Raw genomic sequence first — 16,876 nt, forward strand, 5'->3', positions numbered from 1 at the left:
CACAGCTACGTGCTCCTCGACATGAGAGTGCGTTGATGCGGATCGAAAGTCGTTGGGCGTGTGGACGGCGCTCCGGCAGACTGCCCTCATGAGTTCTCGGCGATTCGTCTTCCTCGATCCTGGCGGGATGGCCGACGGATGGCTGTACGTGATCGTGCAGGCCGAGACAGAAGTCTTCTACCAGCAGCAGTACGGGGGATTAGCCTGTCGGCAGGGGCAGATCGAGGGCTTTCTCGTCCCAATGGCCGGCGTCGATGCCGTGGACGCACTTTGTGAACTGTTCGAGAAGGACTTCCGTGGCGCAGGCACTGGGAACAACTCGTGGCCGGACGCTGAACGGGATAGGCTAGCCCGAATCGTCGCCGACATCTCGTACTGGGCATCCGACGGACACACTGAGGAACCGCACGCCCTTTGGCTGGACGAAAGCCGAATGCGCGAGGCCGACGAGGCATGGGTGCCGGTACTCACGCCTGACGGTCCCGGAGTACTGGTTTGGTCCAACTCTGACTGAGAACCGATGCCAACCACCTGCTGTGACCGCCCATCGGCAAAGTCGGATCTCGCGAGCACTCGCTTCGCGGCAAGCCTCCTCCCGCCCGGTGGTTGACCTCCAGTTAGCCTGGCCCGTGGCATACCTGGGCTCCGTCGCTTGGCCGCCTGAGCCGATCAGAACCGAGCGGCTCGTGCTCCGTGAGCCCGAGGCTCAGGACCGTGCGGCATTCATCGAGCTGTTCGCCTCGTTGAGTTCGGTACCCCGGTAGTAGTCCTTGAACGCGGCCAGAATGTCCTCGGCGTGGCCCTGGGCCACATCGCGGCGTGCCGTCGGCACCCCGCGGAGCGTCCGGGGTGCCGATCGGCTTGGTGGTGACCGGGTCAGAGGGTGGCGAGTGCTCCGCCGTCGACCGGCAGCACGACCCCGTGGATGTAGCTCGCGGCGCCGGAGACGAGGAACGCGACGCTGCTGGCGATCTCTTCGGGCTGACCGGGGCGGCCGGCGGGGTCGCCCTTGATCTGTTCGAGGATGCCGGGGCCCACGGCGTCGAGGCCGGGAGTGACGATCACTCCGGGGCTGATCGCGTTGACGCGCACACCGCTGGGGCCGAGCTCCGCCGCCCAGGCGCGGGTGAGGGACTCCACGGCGCCCTTGGTGGAGGAGTAGACCGAGCTGGCCGCGACACCCATGTTGGCCAGGCCGGTGGAGAAGTTCACCACGGCTCCGTCGCCGTGTTCGACCATGGCCGGTGTCAGGGCCTTGGTCAGGAAGAACAGCGCCTTGACGTTAACGGCGTAGACCTGGTCGAAGGCGTCCTCGGTGACGTCGGCGAGCGGGGCGAACGGGTAGACGCCGGCGTTGTTGACCAGGATGTCGACCCGGCCGCCGCCGATCTCCAGGGCCCGCTCGGCCAGGGTGAGGACGCTGGCGGAGTCGCCCAGGTCGGCTGCGACGAAGTCGGCCCGGCCGCCGGCGGCGCGGATCTCGCCCACTGCTGCCTCACCGCGTGCGGTGTCACGCCCGGAGACGATGACGTGGGCGCCCAGTGCGGCCAGCGTGTCGGCGGTGGCGCGGCCGATGCCGCTGGTGGAGCCGGTGATCAGTGCGGTCTTGCCGGCGAGCTCAGGCGTGGTGGCGGTGCTCTGGGTGGTCATGGCGTGCTGCCTCTCGGGGTCCGCAAATGTGTGTGATCGTCCGACGACGGCAGGCGCCGTCTCATCGGACTGGCTTTTGACCGTTCGCCGGTAACAGCACGGTGAGCGCGCTGTGGAGCGTCGGTTACGACGCCGGGATGGGTGCGGGCGCCGTCGGTTTCGGCGCTCTCGCCGCGCTGACCGGCTGCCCGGCGGCCTTCGCGCCGACTGCCGCGGCAATGCCGCTGCTCGGCCTAGTGGTCGAGGGTATGGAATATCTCGGCGGGTTCGGTGCGGGTGTCGTAGTCGGGGGTGTTACTTCCAGCCGCCGTCGGCTTCGATGGTGGTGCCGGTGATATAAGACGCATCTGGGGAGAGCAGAAACGCGACCACGGCGGCGATTTCCTCAGGTTGACCCAACCGGCCGAGTGCGCTCATCGAGCTAAGGAGCGCGGGAAACGGTACGTCGGTGAGCGTCGGGGGGATGTAATTGGGGGCGTAGCTGGCCATTCGGGTGGCGGTGGCGCCGGGGGCGATCGCGTTGATGGCGATGTTCCGCTCGGCCAGTTCGGGAGCCAGATTACGCACCATGGCCGGGATAGCGGCTTTGCTTGCCGCATACAGGGCGTGTTGATAGACCGACAGGCGCACACTGACCGAGGAGCTGAGCACGATCCGGCCGCCGTCGGTCATCGCGGCGACCGCCGCCTGGGTGACGAACAGTTGTCCGGCTACGTTGGTCTGAAAGAGGCGATCAAAGTCGGCTTGGGTGATGGTTTCCAGCGCTCCGAAGTGCTCAACCCCGGCGTTGCTGACCAACAGATCCAGGCCGCCGAACTCGGATACCACCGCGCCGACCAGCTCGTGGGTCTGCGCCACGTCACTGACATCGGCCGGGAAAGCCGACGCGGCACACCCGTTGTCGCGGAGTTCGCCGACGAGCGCATCGGCGGCGGCCCGATCGGATCGATAGTTGACCGCGACTGTGGCTCCTTGGGATGCGAGCCGCCGCACGATCGCGGCGCCGATTCCGCGGCTGCCTCCGGTGACCAGGACCCGCTTGCCCGCCAGGCTTGATGTCGATGTCATGGCGCTACCTATATTCTCTCTATTTAGTCATTTATCTTTACTACTGTAGTTGTACAGTAGTAAAGATGACAACCGCAACAGGTGCGAAGTCGCTGAGGGGCAGATGGCGCGTGCGAAACGCAGCGAGCGCAGCGCCGGCGCTCGCGCCGCCGCGGTCGGGTCGGCGGCGATCTGGCTCGGCAGCGTTGACATAGGGTGTGAACCTCGCGGGATCAGGTGAGCGATGGAGTCGAGAGCGGCATGGACGACGAGCAGCGGGTTGATCTAGGGATGTCGTTGTTCATCCCGTACCGGTACACCGAGGACCGGATTTTCCGGGCCCTCCAGGATGCCGGGTTCGACGACTGGACCCTCGCCCAGTGCCGGGTGTTCCAACGCATCGCCCCGGACGGTTCGCGCCTCACCGACCTCGCTGACCAGGCGCAAATGAGCAAGCAGAGCGCCGGCGTGCTGGTCGATCAACTGGAACGCCTGGGCTATGTCCGCCGGGTCCCCGACCCCACCGATGGCCGCGCCCGGTTGATCGTGATCGAGCAACGTGGCCGGCGGGCGGTCGAGGTAGCCACGGCGACACTCGACGAGATCCTCTCGGAGTGGAAGGCCTACCTGGGCACCCGCAACTTCACGTTGTTGCACCAGATCCTCGATCAACTCCGCGAGATCACCGACCCCTACGCGCGGTAAACCCGGCCGCGCCGAGCCGTCCGACCCCGATTCCCGTTCGCCTCGGGCCGCCGGGCCGCCGGACTGGCGGGCTGACGGGCGTCGGCGGGCTTCGACTCCGCCTTGACATCGTCAGGATCATTGACTAGATTCATCAATGACACTGACGATTGTCCGGCGACGGACCGACGTCCACCCCGACTACCAAAGGGAATCACCATGTCCACTGTCATCACCGGCGCATCAGGTCACCTAGGCCGGCTCGTCGTCGATCAACTCCTCGCCACCGGAACGCCGCCGGCGCAGATCGTGGCCACCGGCCGAGACGTCGACAAACTCGCCGACCTCGCACAGAACGGGGTCACGGTGCGGCGCGCGGACTTCGCCGACCCGAGCACGCTCGATGAGGCGTTCGCAGGCGCCGAAGCGATGGTGCTGGTCTCGACGACGACGGTCGGGGAGCGGTTCGACAACGCCCGCAGCGCCATCGACGCGGCGCGCCGAGCTGGGGTGTCCCGAATCGTGTACACCAGCATCGTCAACGCCTCGACCGCGCACATGACGCTCGCTGACGAACATCGCCGCACCGAGGACTACCTGCGTGAGAGCGGTTCGGCGTTCGTCATCCTGCGCAACGGATGGTACTTGGAGAACTACACCGACCAGCTCCCGATGATCACCCAGTACCACGCATTGTTGGGCAGCGCGCACGACGGCCGCGTCAGCGCGGCCAGCCGACGCGACTACGCGGCCGCCGCCGCCGCGGTGCTGACGCAGGACGGGCACCTCGGAGCGACCTACGAGCTCGGCGGAACACCGTTCACCCTGACCGAACTCGCCGCCACGGATCAGCGACGTCCTCGGCACCCACATCGCCTACCAGGACATGTCGGTCGCCGACTACACCAGCGCCCTGACCGCTGCGGGACTGCCCCCAGAGATGGCCGCCGCCGTCGCCGACGCCGATGCCGGCCTGGCTCGCGGAGAGTTGTTCACCGATAGCGACGACCTAGTGAAGCTCATCGGCCGGCCGGCAACCACAGCACACGAAGCCATCCAGAACGCCGCGACCATCAAGGAGCCACGGTGAGCACCTCCGGACCCGGCGTCGATACCCACGAGATGGTTCTGATCCACCGCGTCATCCGGCGCGAGTTCGGTCAGCTCCCCCGACTGTTCCGCTCCGCGGCCAATGACCGCGCGCGATCCAAGGTCATCGGCGCGCACGCCCGGGAGATGGTGCACTTCCTCCACACGCACCACACCGGCGAGGACGAGCTGCTCTTTCCCTTGCTGCGCGAGCGAGCTGTACTCGACCCGGAGCTGATAGACCGGATGGATGCGCAGCACGCGCAGGTCGACGACGCCGTCGCGGCCATCGGCGCGGAGCTGCCGGGGTGGACAGCGAACGCGGACGCCGCCGCCGGTGAGCGGATGGCGGCTCTCATCGACGCCACGATGCCGACACTGATCGATCACCTGGCCGAGGAGGAACAGAAACTGCTCCCGATCGTCTCGGTCACGCTGACGCAAAGCGAGTGGGACGCGCTCGGCAAGCACGGCATGAGCGCGGTTCCGCTCACGCGGCGGCTGGTCATCCTCGGCCACATCACCGAGGAGACCGACGCCGCGGAACGGCAGAGGTTCATGCAGGTCATACCGGCACCAGCTCGGTTGGCCTACAAGCTGATCGGCCACCGCCAGTTCACCCGCGAAACCACCGCGATCCGCGGCTGACCCTCGCCGCAGGCAACGACCTCAAAACGGTGCAAGACCTCCTCGGGCACGCCAGCATCGTCCTCACCGCCGACACCTACACCATTAAGCGTGCTGCCCGCCTACGCCCGCACCGCGGCCGAAAACACCGCCAACCTCATACCCCGCAACACACACAACTAAAGTTCCATCGTCTATTTCAACCTGAAACGACGTCGCCTTACTCCACAGACGCGTGTAGCCGTTATGAAGAATTCGTGGCGTAGAGCCGAAATCGGACTCCGCACTGGTTGAGCATGGCTGACGACAGGGCCTCGGCTGCTACCCGTGCGTCCTCCGGCGGATCGTTCGGGTGGATCTCTCCGGTCCACGGCTCGATCTTGCGGGGGCTACGCGAAGTCCCCGCGACGTGGAATGATCCGTTGTTGCTTTCCGCGCAGTCGTAGCCAAGGTTGGGTTCATCAGCGAAGGGCAGCTGCGTGACCACGTGTTCACCAACGGCGCGTGGCGCGACTCTGTCCTGTTCTCCATCCTTCAGCCCGACTGGAATTCCGAATAGGGTTCACAGCCGCCATTAAGATCAACTGAGAACGCTCGACAACAGGGCGTATAGGCCTCCGCCGAGCACCACGCGACGAGCATGACGGTCGCTCCGGCGGCGACGACGGCGTGCATGGAGATCTTGAATCGGGCCGAAAGCTCGGCCATGTTTCGCCCGGTGCCCAACCGGACACCGATAGGCCATGCCCCCTCTTCGCCTCATCGCTCTGGTGGTGCGCTGGCCGTCTGTGATGATCTGCGGCCACGTGCCCTTGCCGATGATCTTGCCCTTCATGGATTCGAGCGCAGGGAAGGTGTCTGGACTACGCCATCCCCGTGAACGGCTCGGTACGAACGTATGGCATGGCTGCAATATCTCGGGTAGATCCGTTGTGTCCCTGGGGAAAACCGACTTTCGTCGGGTAACTGCGGAGGTAGGTTTCCGGAGGTTCACCCACCGGATCCCACACCGCCGCCCGACTTCTTTTCGCTCGTCACGGTGCTGTCGAAATCGCCCTAGATCCCTTCTGGAGGAGCGTCATGAAACGCCGCATACCCGGAGCCGCCGTGATTGCGCTGATCATCGCAGGCCTGTTAGCCGCCCCGGTCCCAGCCGCCGCCGCGGTCATCCACCGAATCCTGTTCGACAACTCCAAGGCAGAGACCGCCGGGAACGCCGACTGGATCATCAGCACCAGCCAGCCGGACCCGACCGTGCAGAACCCCGCGCCGCAGAAGGAAACCGACTGGACGGGCGCGCTCTCGGCCTGGGGTATCGGATTGCAGAAGACCGGGCAGTACAGCCTGAAGACCCTGCCCGCGGGCAACACGATCAGCTACGGGAACACGTCGAACCCGCTCGATCTGGCGAACTTCGACGAGTTCGTGCTGCCCGAGCCGAACATCGTGCTGAGCGCATCTGAAAAGACCGCGGTGCTGCGCTTCGTGCAGAACGGCGGTGGGCTGTTCCTCATCTCCGACCACACCGTCAGCGACCGCAACAACGACGGCTGGGACTCGCCGATGATCATCAACGACCTGATGACGAACAACGGCGTCAACAACACCGACCCGTTCGGGTTCTCGGTCGACTTGAAAAACGTCGGCAGGGACCACCCGGTGGCCATCAGTGACCCGGCGAACCCCGTGCTCAACGGTTCCTTCGGGACGGTTAGCCACAGCCTGATCGCCAACGGCACCACGTTCACCCTCAAGCCCGCGGACAACCCCGCCGTGAAGGGGCTCGCCTACCTGAGCACGAGCAGCCCGGGCAACAGCAACGCGTTTTTCGTGACCAGCAAGTTCGGCTTGGGCCGGGTCGCGGCCTGGGGCGACAGCTCGCCGATCGACGACGGCACCGGTCAGCCCGGCAACACCCTGTTCAACGGCTGGAGCGACCCCACGGCGAACAACGCGGCACTCGGCCTGAACGCGACCGCGTGGCTGGCGGGCAGTGGGAGCACGTCGGGCTCGGTGTCGGTGACCAACCCGGGTACACGGACCGGCACCGTGGGCACGTCCGCCAGCCTGCAGCTGTCGGCGAGCGGCGGGACGGCCCCCTACACGTGGTCGGCAACCGGTCTGCCCGCCGGGCTGTCGATCAGCGCGTCCGGACTGGTCTCGGGCACGCCGTCGGCAGCAGGCTCGTTCACCGTGACGGTCAAGGCGACCGACTCGACCGGGTTGGCGGGCACGGCGTCTTTCGGCTGGACGATCGGCACCACCGGCGGCACCTGCACCGTCGGGCAGTACCTGGCCAACCCGGGCTTCGAGTCCGGCGCAAGCAGCGGCTGGACCGCGTCGTCCGGCGTGATCGCCCAGAACGGCAGCAGCCAGCCAGCACGGACCGGTACCTGGAACGCCTGGCTCGACGGCTACGGCAGCGCGCACACCGACACCATCAGCCAGTCGGTCACACTGCCCCCCGGCTGCTCGACGTACAGCCTTTCGTATTGGCTGCACATCGACACCGCGGAGACGGGCACAGCCGCGAGCGACACGTTGACGCTGAAGGCCGGTAGCACGACGCTGGCGACGTACTCGAACCTCAACGCGGCGAACGGCTATCAGCAGCGCACGGTGTCACTCGCGGCGTACGCGGGTCAGACGGTGACGCTGACGTTCAGCGGGGCGGAGAGCTCGCAGCTGCAGACGTCCTTCGTACTGGACGACACTTCACTCAACGTGAGCTGACGGGACGGCTCACCACTGGCGGCGCCCGACGGTGACGGTGCCGCCAGTGCGGTCTCCGCCGCCTCGACGCTATGCGCCGCGGTGGGATTTGGCAGAAGTCGCGGACTCGCCGACCACCTGCGGCGCGGTAGATCGGATCACGGCACACTAGCGGTATGCCCACCCCAGACACGCGTGAGGAACCGGTCGACCCCGTCCAGGACGAGGTGAGCTGGCTGTTGCTGATCTACCGGGTTCCGTCCGAACCGACCCGGCTGCGGGCCGCGGTCTGGCGGCGGTTGAAGAGCCTGGGGGCCATCTACCTGCAGAACTCCGCCGCCGCGCTCCCGGCCAGCCCGGCGGGCGAGCGAGCCTTGCGCAAACTGCGCCACGAGATCCTCGAGATGTCCGGCACCGCGGTGCTGATGTCGTGCGCGGTGCTGTCCGGCCAGCAGGAGGTACTGGCCGCCTTCCAGGCCGCTCGCGACGACGAGTACGAGGAGATCGTCGACAAGTGCGGCGATTTCCATGCCCAGCTGGAAAAGGAGTACAAGGCCAACCACTTCACCTATGCGGAGCTCGAGGAGAATGAGGAGGACCTGACCAAACTGCGTAACTGGTTCACCAAGATCGCGAATCGCGATGTCTTCGGCGCACCGGGGAACGCGGCCGCGGCGGAAGCCTTGACAACCTGTGAAGCCGCACTCGAGAAGTACGCCAACCGGGTTTACACCGAAGAAGCGGAAAGCCGCTGAATGTCAACGGCTTTCCGCTTCCGTAGTGCGCCCGAGGTTCTGGTCCGTCACTGCCGGCGGGCTACCCGCCACAGGGTGAGCGGGAGCACCAGGATCACCGCGACCGGAAGGATCCACCACGATGGCGCACCGGTACGACTCACGCCGTAGGTGATCGCGAGAGCCGCCACGACGGCCACCGCTGCCCGCCAGTCGTCACCGACCACGAAGTCGTACCAGAACGCGAAGAACTTACGCAGCCAAGCCATCAGAAACCCTCCGTCCCCACCTGGGCCGTCGCCGTCGAACGACCGGCGGTCATCCGGCGCAGCACGGCCACCAAACCCAGCGCGAACAGTGCGATGAGCGGAACCAGTGCCAGCAGCGCGGCATCCGATCCCGGCCACACCGCCCCTGCGCCTTCACTGCCCCAGTAGACACCGAACGCGGTCAACATCACTCCGACAACGAACTTCAGCGTGTTCTCCGGCACCCGGGCAAGCGGCGCGCGAATGGCGAACCCGGCGATCGTCACCACGGCGACCGCGGTCAGCCCCGCGACCGCGGCCAGCGCCACGTTGTGCTGGTTGCTGCCGAAGGTGAGTGCGATGAACGCGACCTCGAGTCCTTCCAGGAACACTCCCTTGAACGACAAGGTGAACGCGTACCAGTCCCGCACCGCTCCCCGCCCTTGACCGGGCGCGGCCTTCGCGGCGGCCAGCTCCGTGGCGAAAATTTCGGTTTCGTCATGCAGTGCTTTGAGGCCGCTGGCCCGCAACACCGCCTTACGCAACCACTGCAGCCCGAAAATAAGCAGTAAACCACCCACCACCAGACGCATCGCGCCCAGCGGCAACACCGAAAGCGCCGGACCGAGCGCGGCCACGATCACCGCCAGCACCACCACGGCCGAGACAACTCCCTGACCCGTCGATCGCCAGTCACGCGCCGTTCCCGCCGCAAGCACGATCGTCAACGCTTCGACGGCTTCCACCGAACACGCCAGAAACACCGCAAGGAACAGCGCTCCGCTACTCACTTCCACCTCCCACACCGGCCACACGGCCTATCTCGCTTAAGTGTACCTGCAAGAACTAACAGTCGTTATATTATCAGGGTAACAACTTCACCCGATTAGGGCCGGGTCGCCGTGGGCAATGCAGCCTTCCGGATCCAACGCGACGTGCACCTCGGTACCCCGGCTCCACGCCTGCTCACCGAAGACCGAGCTCAGGGTGCCGTTCCGCACTGCCACCACATGGTCGTAACCGCGGCCCCGGTACGCCACATCGACGACCGTGCCGGCGAGCAAACCATCCCCCGGCGACCCGGCGGGCAAGATCCGGGTCGCCGCCGGGCGAACCAGCAGGCGCGCCGGGTCGCCGGCGGCCAGCCGCCCAACGGCCCGCGCGCGCAGTCGCTGCTCGCCGTCGTCCAGCACGACGAACTCGCCGTCGACCCGCGTCACCTGACCGGCCAGTTCCCCGGCCAGACCGGTGAAACGGGCGACGAAGGGATTGGCCGGATGCCGGTAGATGGTCTCCGGCCGATCGAACTGCACCAGCCGGCCTTGGTCGAGCACGCCGATCACGTCGGCCAACGCGAAGGCCTCGGCCTGGTCGTGAGTGATGTAGACGGCCGTGGCGCCACTCTCGCGGGCCAGGGTCGCGATCTCCACGCGCAGCCGCTCGCGCAGGTCGGCGTCGAGGTTGGACAGCGGCTCGTCGAACAGCAGCAGCCCTGGGCGTCCCACCAGCGCACGGGCCAGCGCGACCCGCTGCTGCTCGCCGCCGGACAACTCGCTGGGATACCGCTTCTCGTACCCGGCGAGACCGACGCGCTCGAGTGCGCCGCCGACCCGGTCAACAGCCTCCCGGCGGCCCACCCGCTTCCGCCGCAACGGATACGCCACGTTGTCCGCGACGGTGAGGTGTGGCCACAGCGCGTAGTCCTGGAACACCATCGCCAGGCCGCGCTGCTCGGGCGGCACATGCGAGCGCCGGTCGGCGACGAGCGCGTTCCCGAGCAGCACTCGGCCCTCATCCACCCCTTCGATACCGGCCACGACTCGCAGCAGCGTGCTCTTGCCCGAGCCCGACGGGCCGAGCAGGACGACGAATTCGCCGGCCTCCGCTGTCAGCGAGACGCCGTCGAGAGCGGTGTGCGCGCCGTACCGCTTGACGACGTCGTTGATCTCCAGCCTGCTTGCCGAAACCTCGTTCGTGGAGGTCATCGCTGCTCCAATCGGCGCCAGCCCGCGGGAGCGAGCAAACGGAAAAGTGCCAAGGCGACACCGATGACGGCGAGGATGCCGACACAGGCCACCACGAGGCTGGCCGTGCCCGCGGCGAAGTCGTAGCCGTTGATCAGTGTGGTCACGGCAACGGACAGCGGCTGCTGACCGGGCGGATAGAGCATCGACGCCAGTGGAAGCTCGAGAAGCCGGTCCGCGAAGGTGAGCAGCCACGTCCACAGCAGGCTGCCGGACAGCAACGGCAGCATCGTCGTGCTCCAGGCCCGCGTGGTGCCCGCACCGTGCACGCGAGCCGCGGCCAGCAGTGAGTCCTGCACCTGCGAGAAGGAACCCATGAGCAACCGCGACGCCTGCGGCAGCGCCCCGGCCAGCAACCCGATGACGAGCAGGGTGATCGTGCCGTAGAGCTGGATACCGAGACCGGTGACCGCGGGCAGGTTGTAGGTGAAGATGTAACCGGCCCCCAGAACGATGGCGGGAAGCGCGACCGCGCCCAGCATCAGCAGGTCGAGTACGTTGACCGCCTTGCCGCGCGCCGCCCCGCCGCGGCGGGCGAGCAGCCGGGCGATCAGCACGCCGCCGATCAGGGCCACAGTCGCGGTAATCAGGGCAAGCCGCACGGAAAGCAGAACCGGGGCCAGCAGATCCGACCGCTGGAACACCTGCTGGTAGGCCTCCAGCGTGAAGCTGTGCGCGTTGACCGTCCCGAAGTTGCCCATCAACGACGCGGAGACAGTGCCCAGCAGCGGCACTCCGAGCGCGAGCAGGAAAAACAGGCTCAGCCCGGCCAGAGCCAGCACTGACCGCCAGCCTCGCAGCGGAACGGGCCGGACCGGGCGAGTGCGCCCGGACAGCACCGCGTAGGAACGTCCCCGGGTGGCCATGCGCTGGGCGAGCAACGCCAGGACCACCAGCACCATGAGCAGCCAGCCCAGCGCCGCCGCCGTCGGGTAGTCGGCGGGGAAGTTGGTCACCGCTCCGGCGAGGGCGAATGTGGCGATCGGGAAATGGGAGCCGGCCGCCAGCGTCGCCGCCACGCCGTAGTCGCTGATCGCCTCGGCGAACACGATGGCGAGCGCGGCCCACAGTCCGGGCGCGAGCAGGCCGACCGTGATCCGCAGCCGCGCCCAGGGCCCGGCGCCGTGCACCCGGGCGGCGTCCTCGAAGTCACGTCCGAGCCCGCGAACCACACCGGAGACGGCGAGGAAGGCGAACGGGACGCCGCGGCTGCCCAGCACCCAGATGACCCCGGCCGGACCCATGACGAGCTGGTGCAACCAGTGGAAGTCCGTGCCGAACAGCCCGGCCAGCACGCCGTCGCGTTCCACCAGGCGTGTCCACCCGAGCGCCTCGAGGTACGACGGCGCGAGCAGCAGCGCCCACAGTCCCAGCCGCCACAAACCGGCCCCGGCGACCTTGGTCCGCCCGAGCAGCAGGGCCAGTGCGGTCCCGATCACGGTGGCGATCACCGCGGCGGCCACGCCGGTGATCGCGGTGTTGAGCACCGACTGGAGGGTGGCGCCGCTCAGCGCGGATCTGAACGGCGCCAAGGTGAACCACGCGTCGCCTTGCCCGAACGTCCGGGGAGTGATCGCGACCAGCAGGAAACCGAGCACCGGCGCGAGCATGACCAGCCCCACGACGAGCGCGGCGGCCGACCAGGCCAGCCGGCGCGTGGCCGGACCGTTCCAGCGCGGCCTCGAACGGGCGGGGCCGGGGAGGCGAGAACCGCCCACAGGACGTGCCGAGGAGCCCTGGCCCCGGTCGTCAGTGACCGGGGCCAGGGCCGAGGCGCCGTTGTTCGCTGTCATCGGCCGTTACTTGACGACGTTCTGGGTGAACCAGGAGTTGATTTCGCTCTCCTTGGGGCCCCACAGATACGGGTCGACCGTCTGGTATGCCACTGAGCTGAGCTGCGGCAGGCTGGGCAGCGGGGAGACACCGTTCACCGGTGGCCAGTACAGCGAGTCGCCGTTGGGGTTGCCGGCGAGCATGGCCTGCTGCCCGGCCGGGCTGAGCACGAATTCCGCGAACTTCTTCGCCGAGTCCTGGACCGGCGCCGGCGCCTTCGCGTCGATTCCGATGGCACCTGGCAACAGGCTGACCTTGTCGAGGAAGGCGACCTTGAGGTTCGGGTTCTTCACGATCGCGGCAAAGGCCGCCGAGCTCTGCGCGAGGTCGATCTGGATCGCGCCGGTGGTCAGCGCGTGCAAGCTGTCCGGGTTGGTGTTGAAGACCTGCAAACCGTGGGTCTTGAGCTGGGTGAAGTAGGCCTTGCCCTGGTCCTCGCCGCCGAGCTGGTTCATCATCCCGGCCACGAACGGATACGTGGGGCCGGAAATGGCGGGGTTGGGCATGCCGACCTTGCCCTGCCACGCCGGGCTCAGCAGGTCCTGCCACGAAGTGGGCGGGTTCGGGGTCTTGGCGGGGTCGTAGAGAATCGCGCCCGCCATGGTGAGGCCGGTCGGGACGTAGCTCTTGTCCTGCGGAACCGCGGACTGACCGGCCGCCGTCCAGGCGACGTTGGGCTCGTAGCCCTTGAGCAGCTGCCCCTGGCTGTCCAACGACGCGAACGCCTCGGCCCCGTCGGCCCACAGCAGGCTCCACTGGGGCGCGGACTTCTCGGCGGCCACCTTCGCCAGCAGGGGCCCGGTGCTGTCGTCGACGAGCTTCACCTGGATACCGGTGGCCTTCTGGAAGGCGTCGACCACCGCTTTGTCATAGCCCTGCGCCGAATACACCACGAGCGGCGCCGGACTTGCACTGGAAGTCGCCGGCGAGGAAGAGCCACACGCTGACGCGCCCAACCCCACCACAGTCGCAGCCACCAGAGCCAGCATCGCTCTCGATCGCGTTCCTGCCCACATGCGCGTCTCCTACCTACATCGGACTTGTAACAGCTGTTAGTTATGCTGGGTGACGAAGGTTTCTCTGCGTAGGTAACTATGGTTACGCGACAATGAACATGAGGTAAGCACTTACGGCTTCGCGGATGCGATGAACCCAGCCACCAGGAGAGCGTTCGAGCCCCAGGACCGCGCGATCGCGGGAGTGACGCCACGCTCCGAGCAGTGCTCAAGGATTACGTGGCGAAAGCTGACGAGCTTGAGGCAGACGGTGAGGACCGGCGGACACGCCACACACGAAACGCTGGACGGCTCCTTGCCTGAGCGCTCCGCGTGTGGCGGTATCGAGCCGCCGTCCCCGAGCTATCGACGCCGGGGAACTCGGGCCACCCCAAGACCACGGCTCCGGAGGACGGAACTTCCAGAGCCGCGCGGCCGTCGCTGTCAGTCGTGCTGGGAGGGATTCTGGTTCTGATCGCTGTTCTGACCGTCCTCGCCGCCGACGGCGGGAACAAACAGCAACCCCTTCGCGGACTTGACACCAGTGCCGAAGGGGGCAACCTGACCGGTCTTCAGGTCGATGGTGCTGAGGCCGGACGCCGAGCCGAAAGCCTGGCCCTTCTGGAAATTCCCGGTGATCGCGATGACGTTGCCACCCGCGTTGTCCACCACGTAGAGCGTGCCCTTGGCGGAAGAAGCGAAGGTGGCGTCATCGACCTGAGCGCTCAGCGGCAGCACCGAGGCGCTCTGGTTGCGTGCGCCGGCGTTCTTCACGAAGACCAGCTGCCTGTCGGCCTGACCGACCAGCATCAGACTGCCACCGACGTGCGGCACGGCGGCCGGAACCGCACCGCTGGAGTCCGGGTCGGTGAGGTTGAGCGCGGCCTTCTTGCCGGTCACCAGGTTGGTTGCGGTGACGTTGTCGGTGAACACCGGTGTCGCCTTCGCCGCGTGGCCGGAAAGGTCCACTCGGTACATCGCCGGTTTGCCCGCCGTACTGCCGCCGGCATCCGCCGCCGGCGCGGACGCGACGATGTACACCACGCCGTTCCGGACGGTGACGCTGTCGGTGCCACCGCCGTGCGGAAGCGGGTTCGGGCTGAAGCCGTAGTGCGAAACCCGGGTGTCCCGTTCACCCGGCGAGATCACGTAGACGCTGCTGTCGCCGTCCTCGTTCACGGAGGCGATAAGCTCGCCGGTGCGGGAGTTGGCGCCCATACCGTCGACCTTCCCGGTCACGTCCCAGTGCGCCACCTCCTTGCCCTGCGCATTGAATTCGACGACCGTGCTGGTGACCCGGCCCGACTTCGACGGTTCTCCCTTGGGGCCGATGCCGTTCTGGTAGGCCACGAAGAAGTTGCTGCCGAGCTGGGCGATGTCGTCGGGACCGGCGACCGTTCCACTGTGCGCGAAGACCGTCGCGGAGAAACCCGCCGGCACCGTCACGCCACCGTTGTCCGTCGCGGTTGCCGCGGCGGCGGGCACGGCGAAACCGAACGCGGCCAGGGCTGCGGCGAAACCGACCGCCGAGCTTGCCCGAATCCACCTGTTCATCAACGTTGCCATAAAAAAACCCTTTCAGTATAAGGAATCCCGTTTCACATAATCGAGCCGTGAACCGCGGGGCCTGACGACGCCATGCTTACCGCGGTCAGTGTCGTCAACATGGCCAACATAACGCCAGCGGGTAGCGCAATACTGAACAGCAAAATCATTGCAAACGTTTTATCCCGACTTTACGGAATCAGTCGATGTCCCCGGAATCCCTATTGCACCGTTACCGATCCACCATTCGACGACGGGCGCACGACCACAAAATATTCGCCACGTTCCCGGCGACGACTTTTCGGCTCTATCGCCGCACCGGGGCAAAAAAGAGAGAAACCGCTTCAACGGAGGAATTCAGCAACCTGAATGAGACGCGCCGCCGGGGATACGGCTCGTGCGCACGCGACCGTCGCGGACACCGTCTCAGACGACTGATCTATTCTCACTGGGCCTTTCCGGGTAGCCGTCGGTGACGTTGTGTAGCGACGTCTTGCGGTGATCGGCGACACGCCGAATTTGTTGTCATGCAACAGAAAAGCGCAGAAGTATCATATACACCTCTGTCCTCGACATGCCCGAGGACAGCGTTCATTTCCTGTCTCGATTGTTGCACGCTGAGCGAGTACGTCGCGGTACGCGCAAAGGCAACCGGGCTCTGTCGTCGTTCGGAAGGGGCTCTCAGTGCACCCCTGTCCGATCTACTCAATCGCATCTCGTCGGCAGCTACCGCCGAATTCGAGAGTAGCGAAAGTATTGGAGCACCGCTCCCCGCTGTTAGTAGGTATTCGGCGTCATCCCGTAGTCAGCAGTTGTTCGGGAAAGGCCAGACAGGTGCCGGTGATCGAGCAGTTATCGTTCTCGATCAGCACCTTGAGGTCAAAAGGGAGCGCACCCGTAGTGCGCTCCCCTGCCGCGGACTTAGCGATCTTCCGACCTGCGGTCCCCGGCTTGGCTAGTGGAGAACCTTGGCGTCGTTGTAGTCGTTGCCGTGCAATGTGGTGAGATCGAGAACTCCAGCCATGATGTTGCCCACCGGATGCCTCCATACTCCGGCAGAGCCGACCGGTCGAACGGCGGAGCCAGCCAGTCCTGTACAGGCCAGACAGCGCACTCGGGTGTTGAGAGCTTCACGGACAAAGTCTGAAGCCCTCAACACGAGGACGTCACGCCGCGGCACGCAGTCGCTTTGCCTCGACCTTCGAAGTGAACGGGATCTCAGCGAACGTGAGCTTGGTGCGCAGGTGGCGGCTCTCACGCTCAAGACGCAGCAGCCCGATCTGCGACAGAGTGAACAACTGGTCAACGTTCCACCCACGACCAGCGATAGCGAGGACAATCCCCGACGGCTCGGTTCGAACACGCAGCCTGTCAACGCTGCGAACTTTGACGTTGAGTTGTTGCAACGCTTCCGGCTCCTCACGCAACGACCACGCAGCCGCGCTTGCCTGCGTGTACAAGTGGCTGGCGGCGGTCGCACGACCGAACCACTTGACGTGCACCAACTCGTCGTTCGGACCGACGATGTCACAGAGCTCGAACTTCGGATGGAACGGTGTCCGCGCGAAGTCCCTGTCCAGACAGACATACCCGGGCTGTTTCGCGACCAATTCACAGTAGCGATGCTCGTCGTCACGTTCACCAGTCGGAACCCAGAGCGGGAACGTCAAGTCAGCTCGGCGGGTGAG

General features: G+C 66.3%; 17 protein-coding genes. 6 read left to right on the top strand and 11 right to left on the bottom strand.

Features of this window, described 5'->3' with window-relative positions:
- The first annotated feature begins 88 nt into the window (after positions 1 to 88).
- The gene (locus VGP60_RS16305) at positions 89 to 514 is read left to right on the top strand and encodes a DUF6210 family protein (protein WP_327548850.1); all 426 of its coding nucleotides are present in this window, start codon (positions 89 to 91) and stop codon (positions 512 to 514) included.
- A gap of 192 nt (positions 515 to 706) precedes the next feature.
- Here VGP60_RS16305 and VGP60_RS16310 read toward each other — a convergent pair whose 3' ends face one another.
- From VGP60_RS16310 to VGP60_RS16320, 3 genes are all read right to left on the bottom strand, one after another.
- Positions 707 to 832 carry a hypothetical protein gene (locus VGP60_RS16310; protein ID WP_327548851.1) on the bottom strand — a complete coding sequence of 42 codons (126 nt, stop codon included), beginning with the start codon at positions 830 to 832 and terminating at the stop codon, positions 707 to 709.
- Positions 833 to 876: 44 nt separating this feature from the next.
- Positions 877 to 1,650, bottom strand: coding sequence for an SDR family NAD(P)-dependent oxidoreductase (locus VGP60_RS16315; RefSeq protein ID WP_327548852.1), 774 nt, complete (start codon positions 1,648 to 1,650; stop codon positions 877 to 879).
- Between the two features lie 294 nt (positions 1,651 to 1,944).
- Positions 1,945 to 2,718 carry an SDR family NAD(P)-dependent oxidoreductase gene (locus VGP60_RS16320; protein ID WP_327548853.1) on the bottom strand — a complete coding sequence of 258 codons (774 nt, stop codon included), beginning with the start codon at positions 2,716 to 2,718 and terminating at the stop codon, positions 1,945 to 1,947.
- Between the two features lie 240 nt (positions 2,719 to 2,958).
- On the opposite strand from VGP60_RS16320, the gene VGP60_RS16325 reads away from it, so the two are divergent.
- The 3 genes from VGP60_RS16325 to VGP60_RS16335 all read left to right on the top strand — a co-directional run bounded on the left by VGP60_RS16325 (position 2,959) and on the right by VGP60_RS16335 (position 5,118).
- The gene (locus tag VGP60_RS16325) at positions 2,959 to 3,402 is read left to right on the top strand and encodes a MarR family winged helix-turn-helix transcriptional regulator (protein WP_327548854.1); all 444 of its coding nucleotides are present in this window, start codon (positions 2,959 to 2,961) and stop codon (positions 3,400 to 3,402) included.
- Between the two features lie 198 nt (positions 3,403 to 3,600).
- On the top strand, positions 3,601 to 4,383 hold the full coding sequence (locus VGP60_RS16330) for an NAD(P)H-binding protein (RefSeq protein ID WP_327548855.1): 783 nt from the start codon (positions 3,601 to 3,603) through the stop codon (positions 4,381 to 4,383).
- Between the two features lie 84 nt (positions 4,384 to 4,467).
- A complete protein-coding gene (locus VGP60_RS16335; protein WP_327548856.1) occupies positions 4,468 to 5,118 on the top strand; it encodes a hemerythrin domain-containing protein in 651 nt (216 codons plus the stop codon).
- A gap of 513 nt (positions 5,119 to 5,631) precedes the next feature.
- On the opposite strand, the gene VGP60_RS16340 is transcribed toward VGP60_RS16335, so the two are convergent.
- Positions 5,632 to 5,805, bottom strand: a complete 174-nt coding sequence (locus tag VGP60_RS16340; protein WP_327548857.1) for a hypothetical protein — start codon at positions 5,803 to 5,805, stop codon at positions 5,632 to 5,634.
- Between the two features lie 372 nt (positions 5,806 to 6,177).
- Here VGP60_RS16340 and VGP60_RS16345 point away from each other — a divergent pair, with 372 nt between their 5' ends.
- Together VGP60_RS16345 and VGP60_RS16350 are read left to right on the top strand one after the other, a co-directional pair.
- Complete coding sequence (locus tag VGP60_RS16345) at positions 6,178 to 7,830, top strand: Ig domain-containing protein (RefSeq protein WP_327548858.1); 1,653 nt, start codon at positions 6,178 to 6,180, stop codon at positions 7,828 to 7,830.
- 155 nt (positions 7,831 to 7,985) lie between these two features.
- A complete protein-coding gene (locus VGP60_RS16350; protein ID WP_327548859.1) occupies positions 7,986 to 8,564 on the top strand; it encodes a Chromate resistance protein ChrB in 579 nt (192 codons plus the stop codon).
- Between the two features lie 47 nt (positions 8,565 to 8,611).
- Here VGP60_RS16350 and VGP60_RS16355 read toward each other — a convergent pair whose 3' ends face one another.
- The 7 genes from VGP60_RS16355 to VGP60_RS16385 form a co-directional block, all read right to left on the bottom strand.
- Positions 8,612 to 8,812, bottom strand: coding sequence for a hypothetical protein (locus VGP60_RS16355; RefSeq protein WP_327548860.1), 201 nt, complete (start codon positions 8,810 to 8,812; stop codon positions 8,612 to 8,614).
- On the bottom strand, positions 8,812 to 9,582 hold the full coding sequence (locus tag VGP60_RS16360; protein ID WP_327548861.1) for a hypothetical protein: 771 nt from the start codon (positions 9,580 to 9,582) through the stop codon (positions 8,812 to 8,814). The genes VGP60_RS16355 and VGP60_RS16360 overlap by 1 nt, the downstream gene beginning before the upstream one ends.
- 87 nt (positions 9,583 to 9,669) lie before the next feature.
- The gene (locus VGP60_RS16365; protein WP_327548862.1) at positions 9,670 to 10,776 is read right to left on the bottom strand and encodes an ABC transporter ATP-binding protein; all 1,107 of its coding nucleotides are present in this window, start codon (positions 10,774 to 10,776) and stop codon (positions 9,670 to 9,672) included.
- Complete coding sequence (locus tag VGP60_RS16370; RefSeq protein ID WP_327548863.1) at positions 10,773 to 12,608, bottom strand: ABC transporter permease; 1,836 nt, start codon at positions 12,606 to 12,608, stop codon at positions 10,773 to 10,775. Before VGP60_RS16370 ends, VGP60_RS16365 begins: the two co-directional genes overlap by 4 nt.
- 6 nt (positions 12,609 to 12,614) lie before the next feature.
- On the bottom strand, positions 12,615 to 13,541 hold the full coding sequence (locus tag VGP60_RS16375) for an ABC transporter substrate-binding protein (RefSeq protein ID WP_327548864.1): 927 nt from the start codon (positions 13,539 to 13,541) through the stop codon (positions 12,615 to 12,617).
- Between the two features lie 546 nt (positions 13,542 to 14,087).
- Positions 14,088 to 15,197 carry a hypothetical protein gene (locus tag VGP60_RS16380; RefSeq protein WP_327548865.1) on the bottom strand — a complete coding sequence of 370 codons (1,110 nt, stop codon included), beginning with the start codon at positions 15,195 to 15,197 and terminating at the stop codon, positions 14,088 to 14,090.
- Between the two features lie 1,157 nt (positions 15,198 to 16,354).
- Positions 16,355 to 16,876 (bottom strand): TIGR04141 family sporadically distributed protein (locus VGP60_RS16385; protein ID WP_327548866.1); only part of this gene is annotated, 522 nt, incomplete at its 5' end.

It is taken from the genome of Amycolatopsis sp. (genome assembly GCF_036008905.1).
Classification (GTDB): Bacteria; Actinomycetota; Actinomycetes; order Mycobacteriales; family Pseudonocardiaceae; genus Amycolatopsis.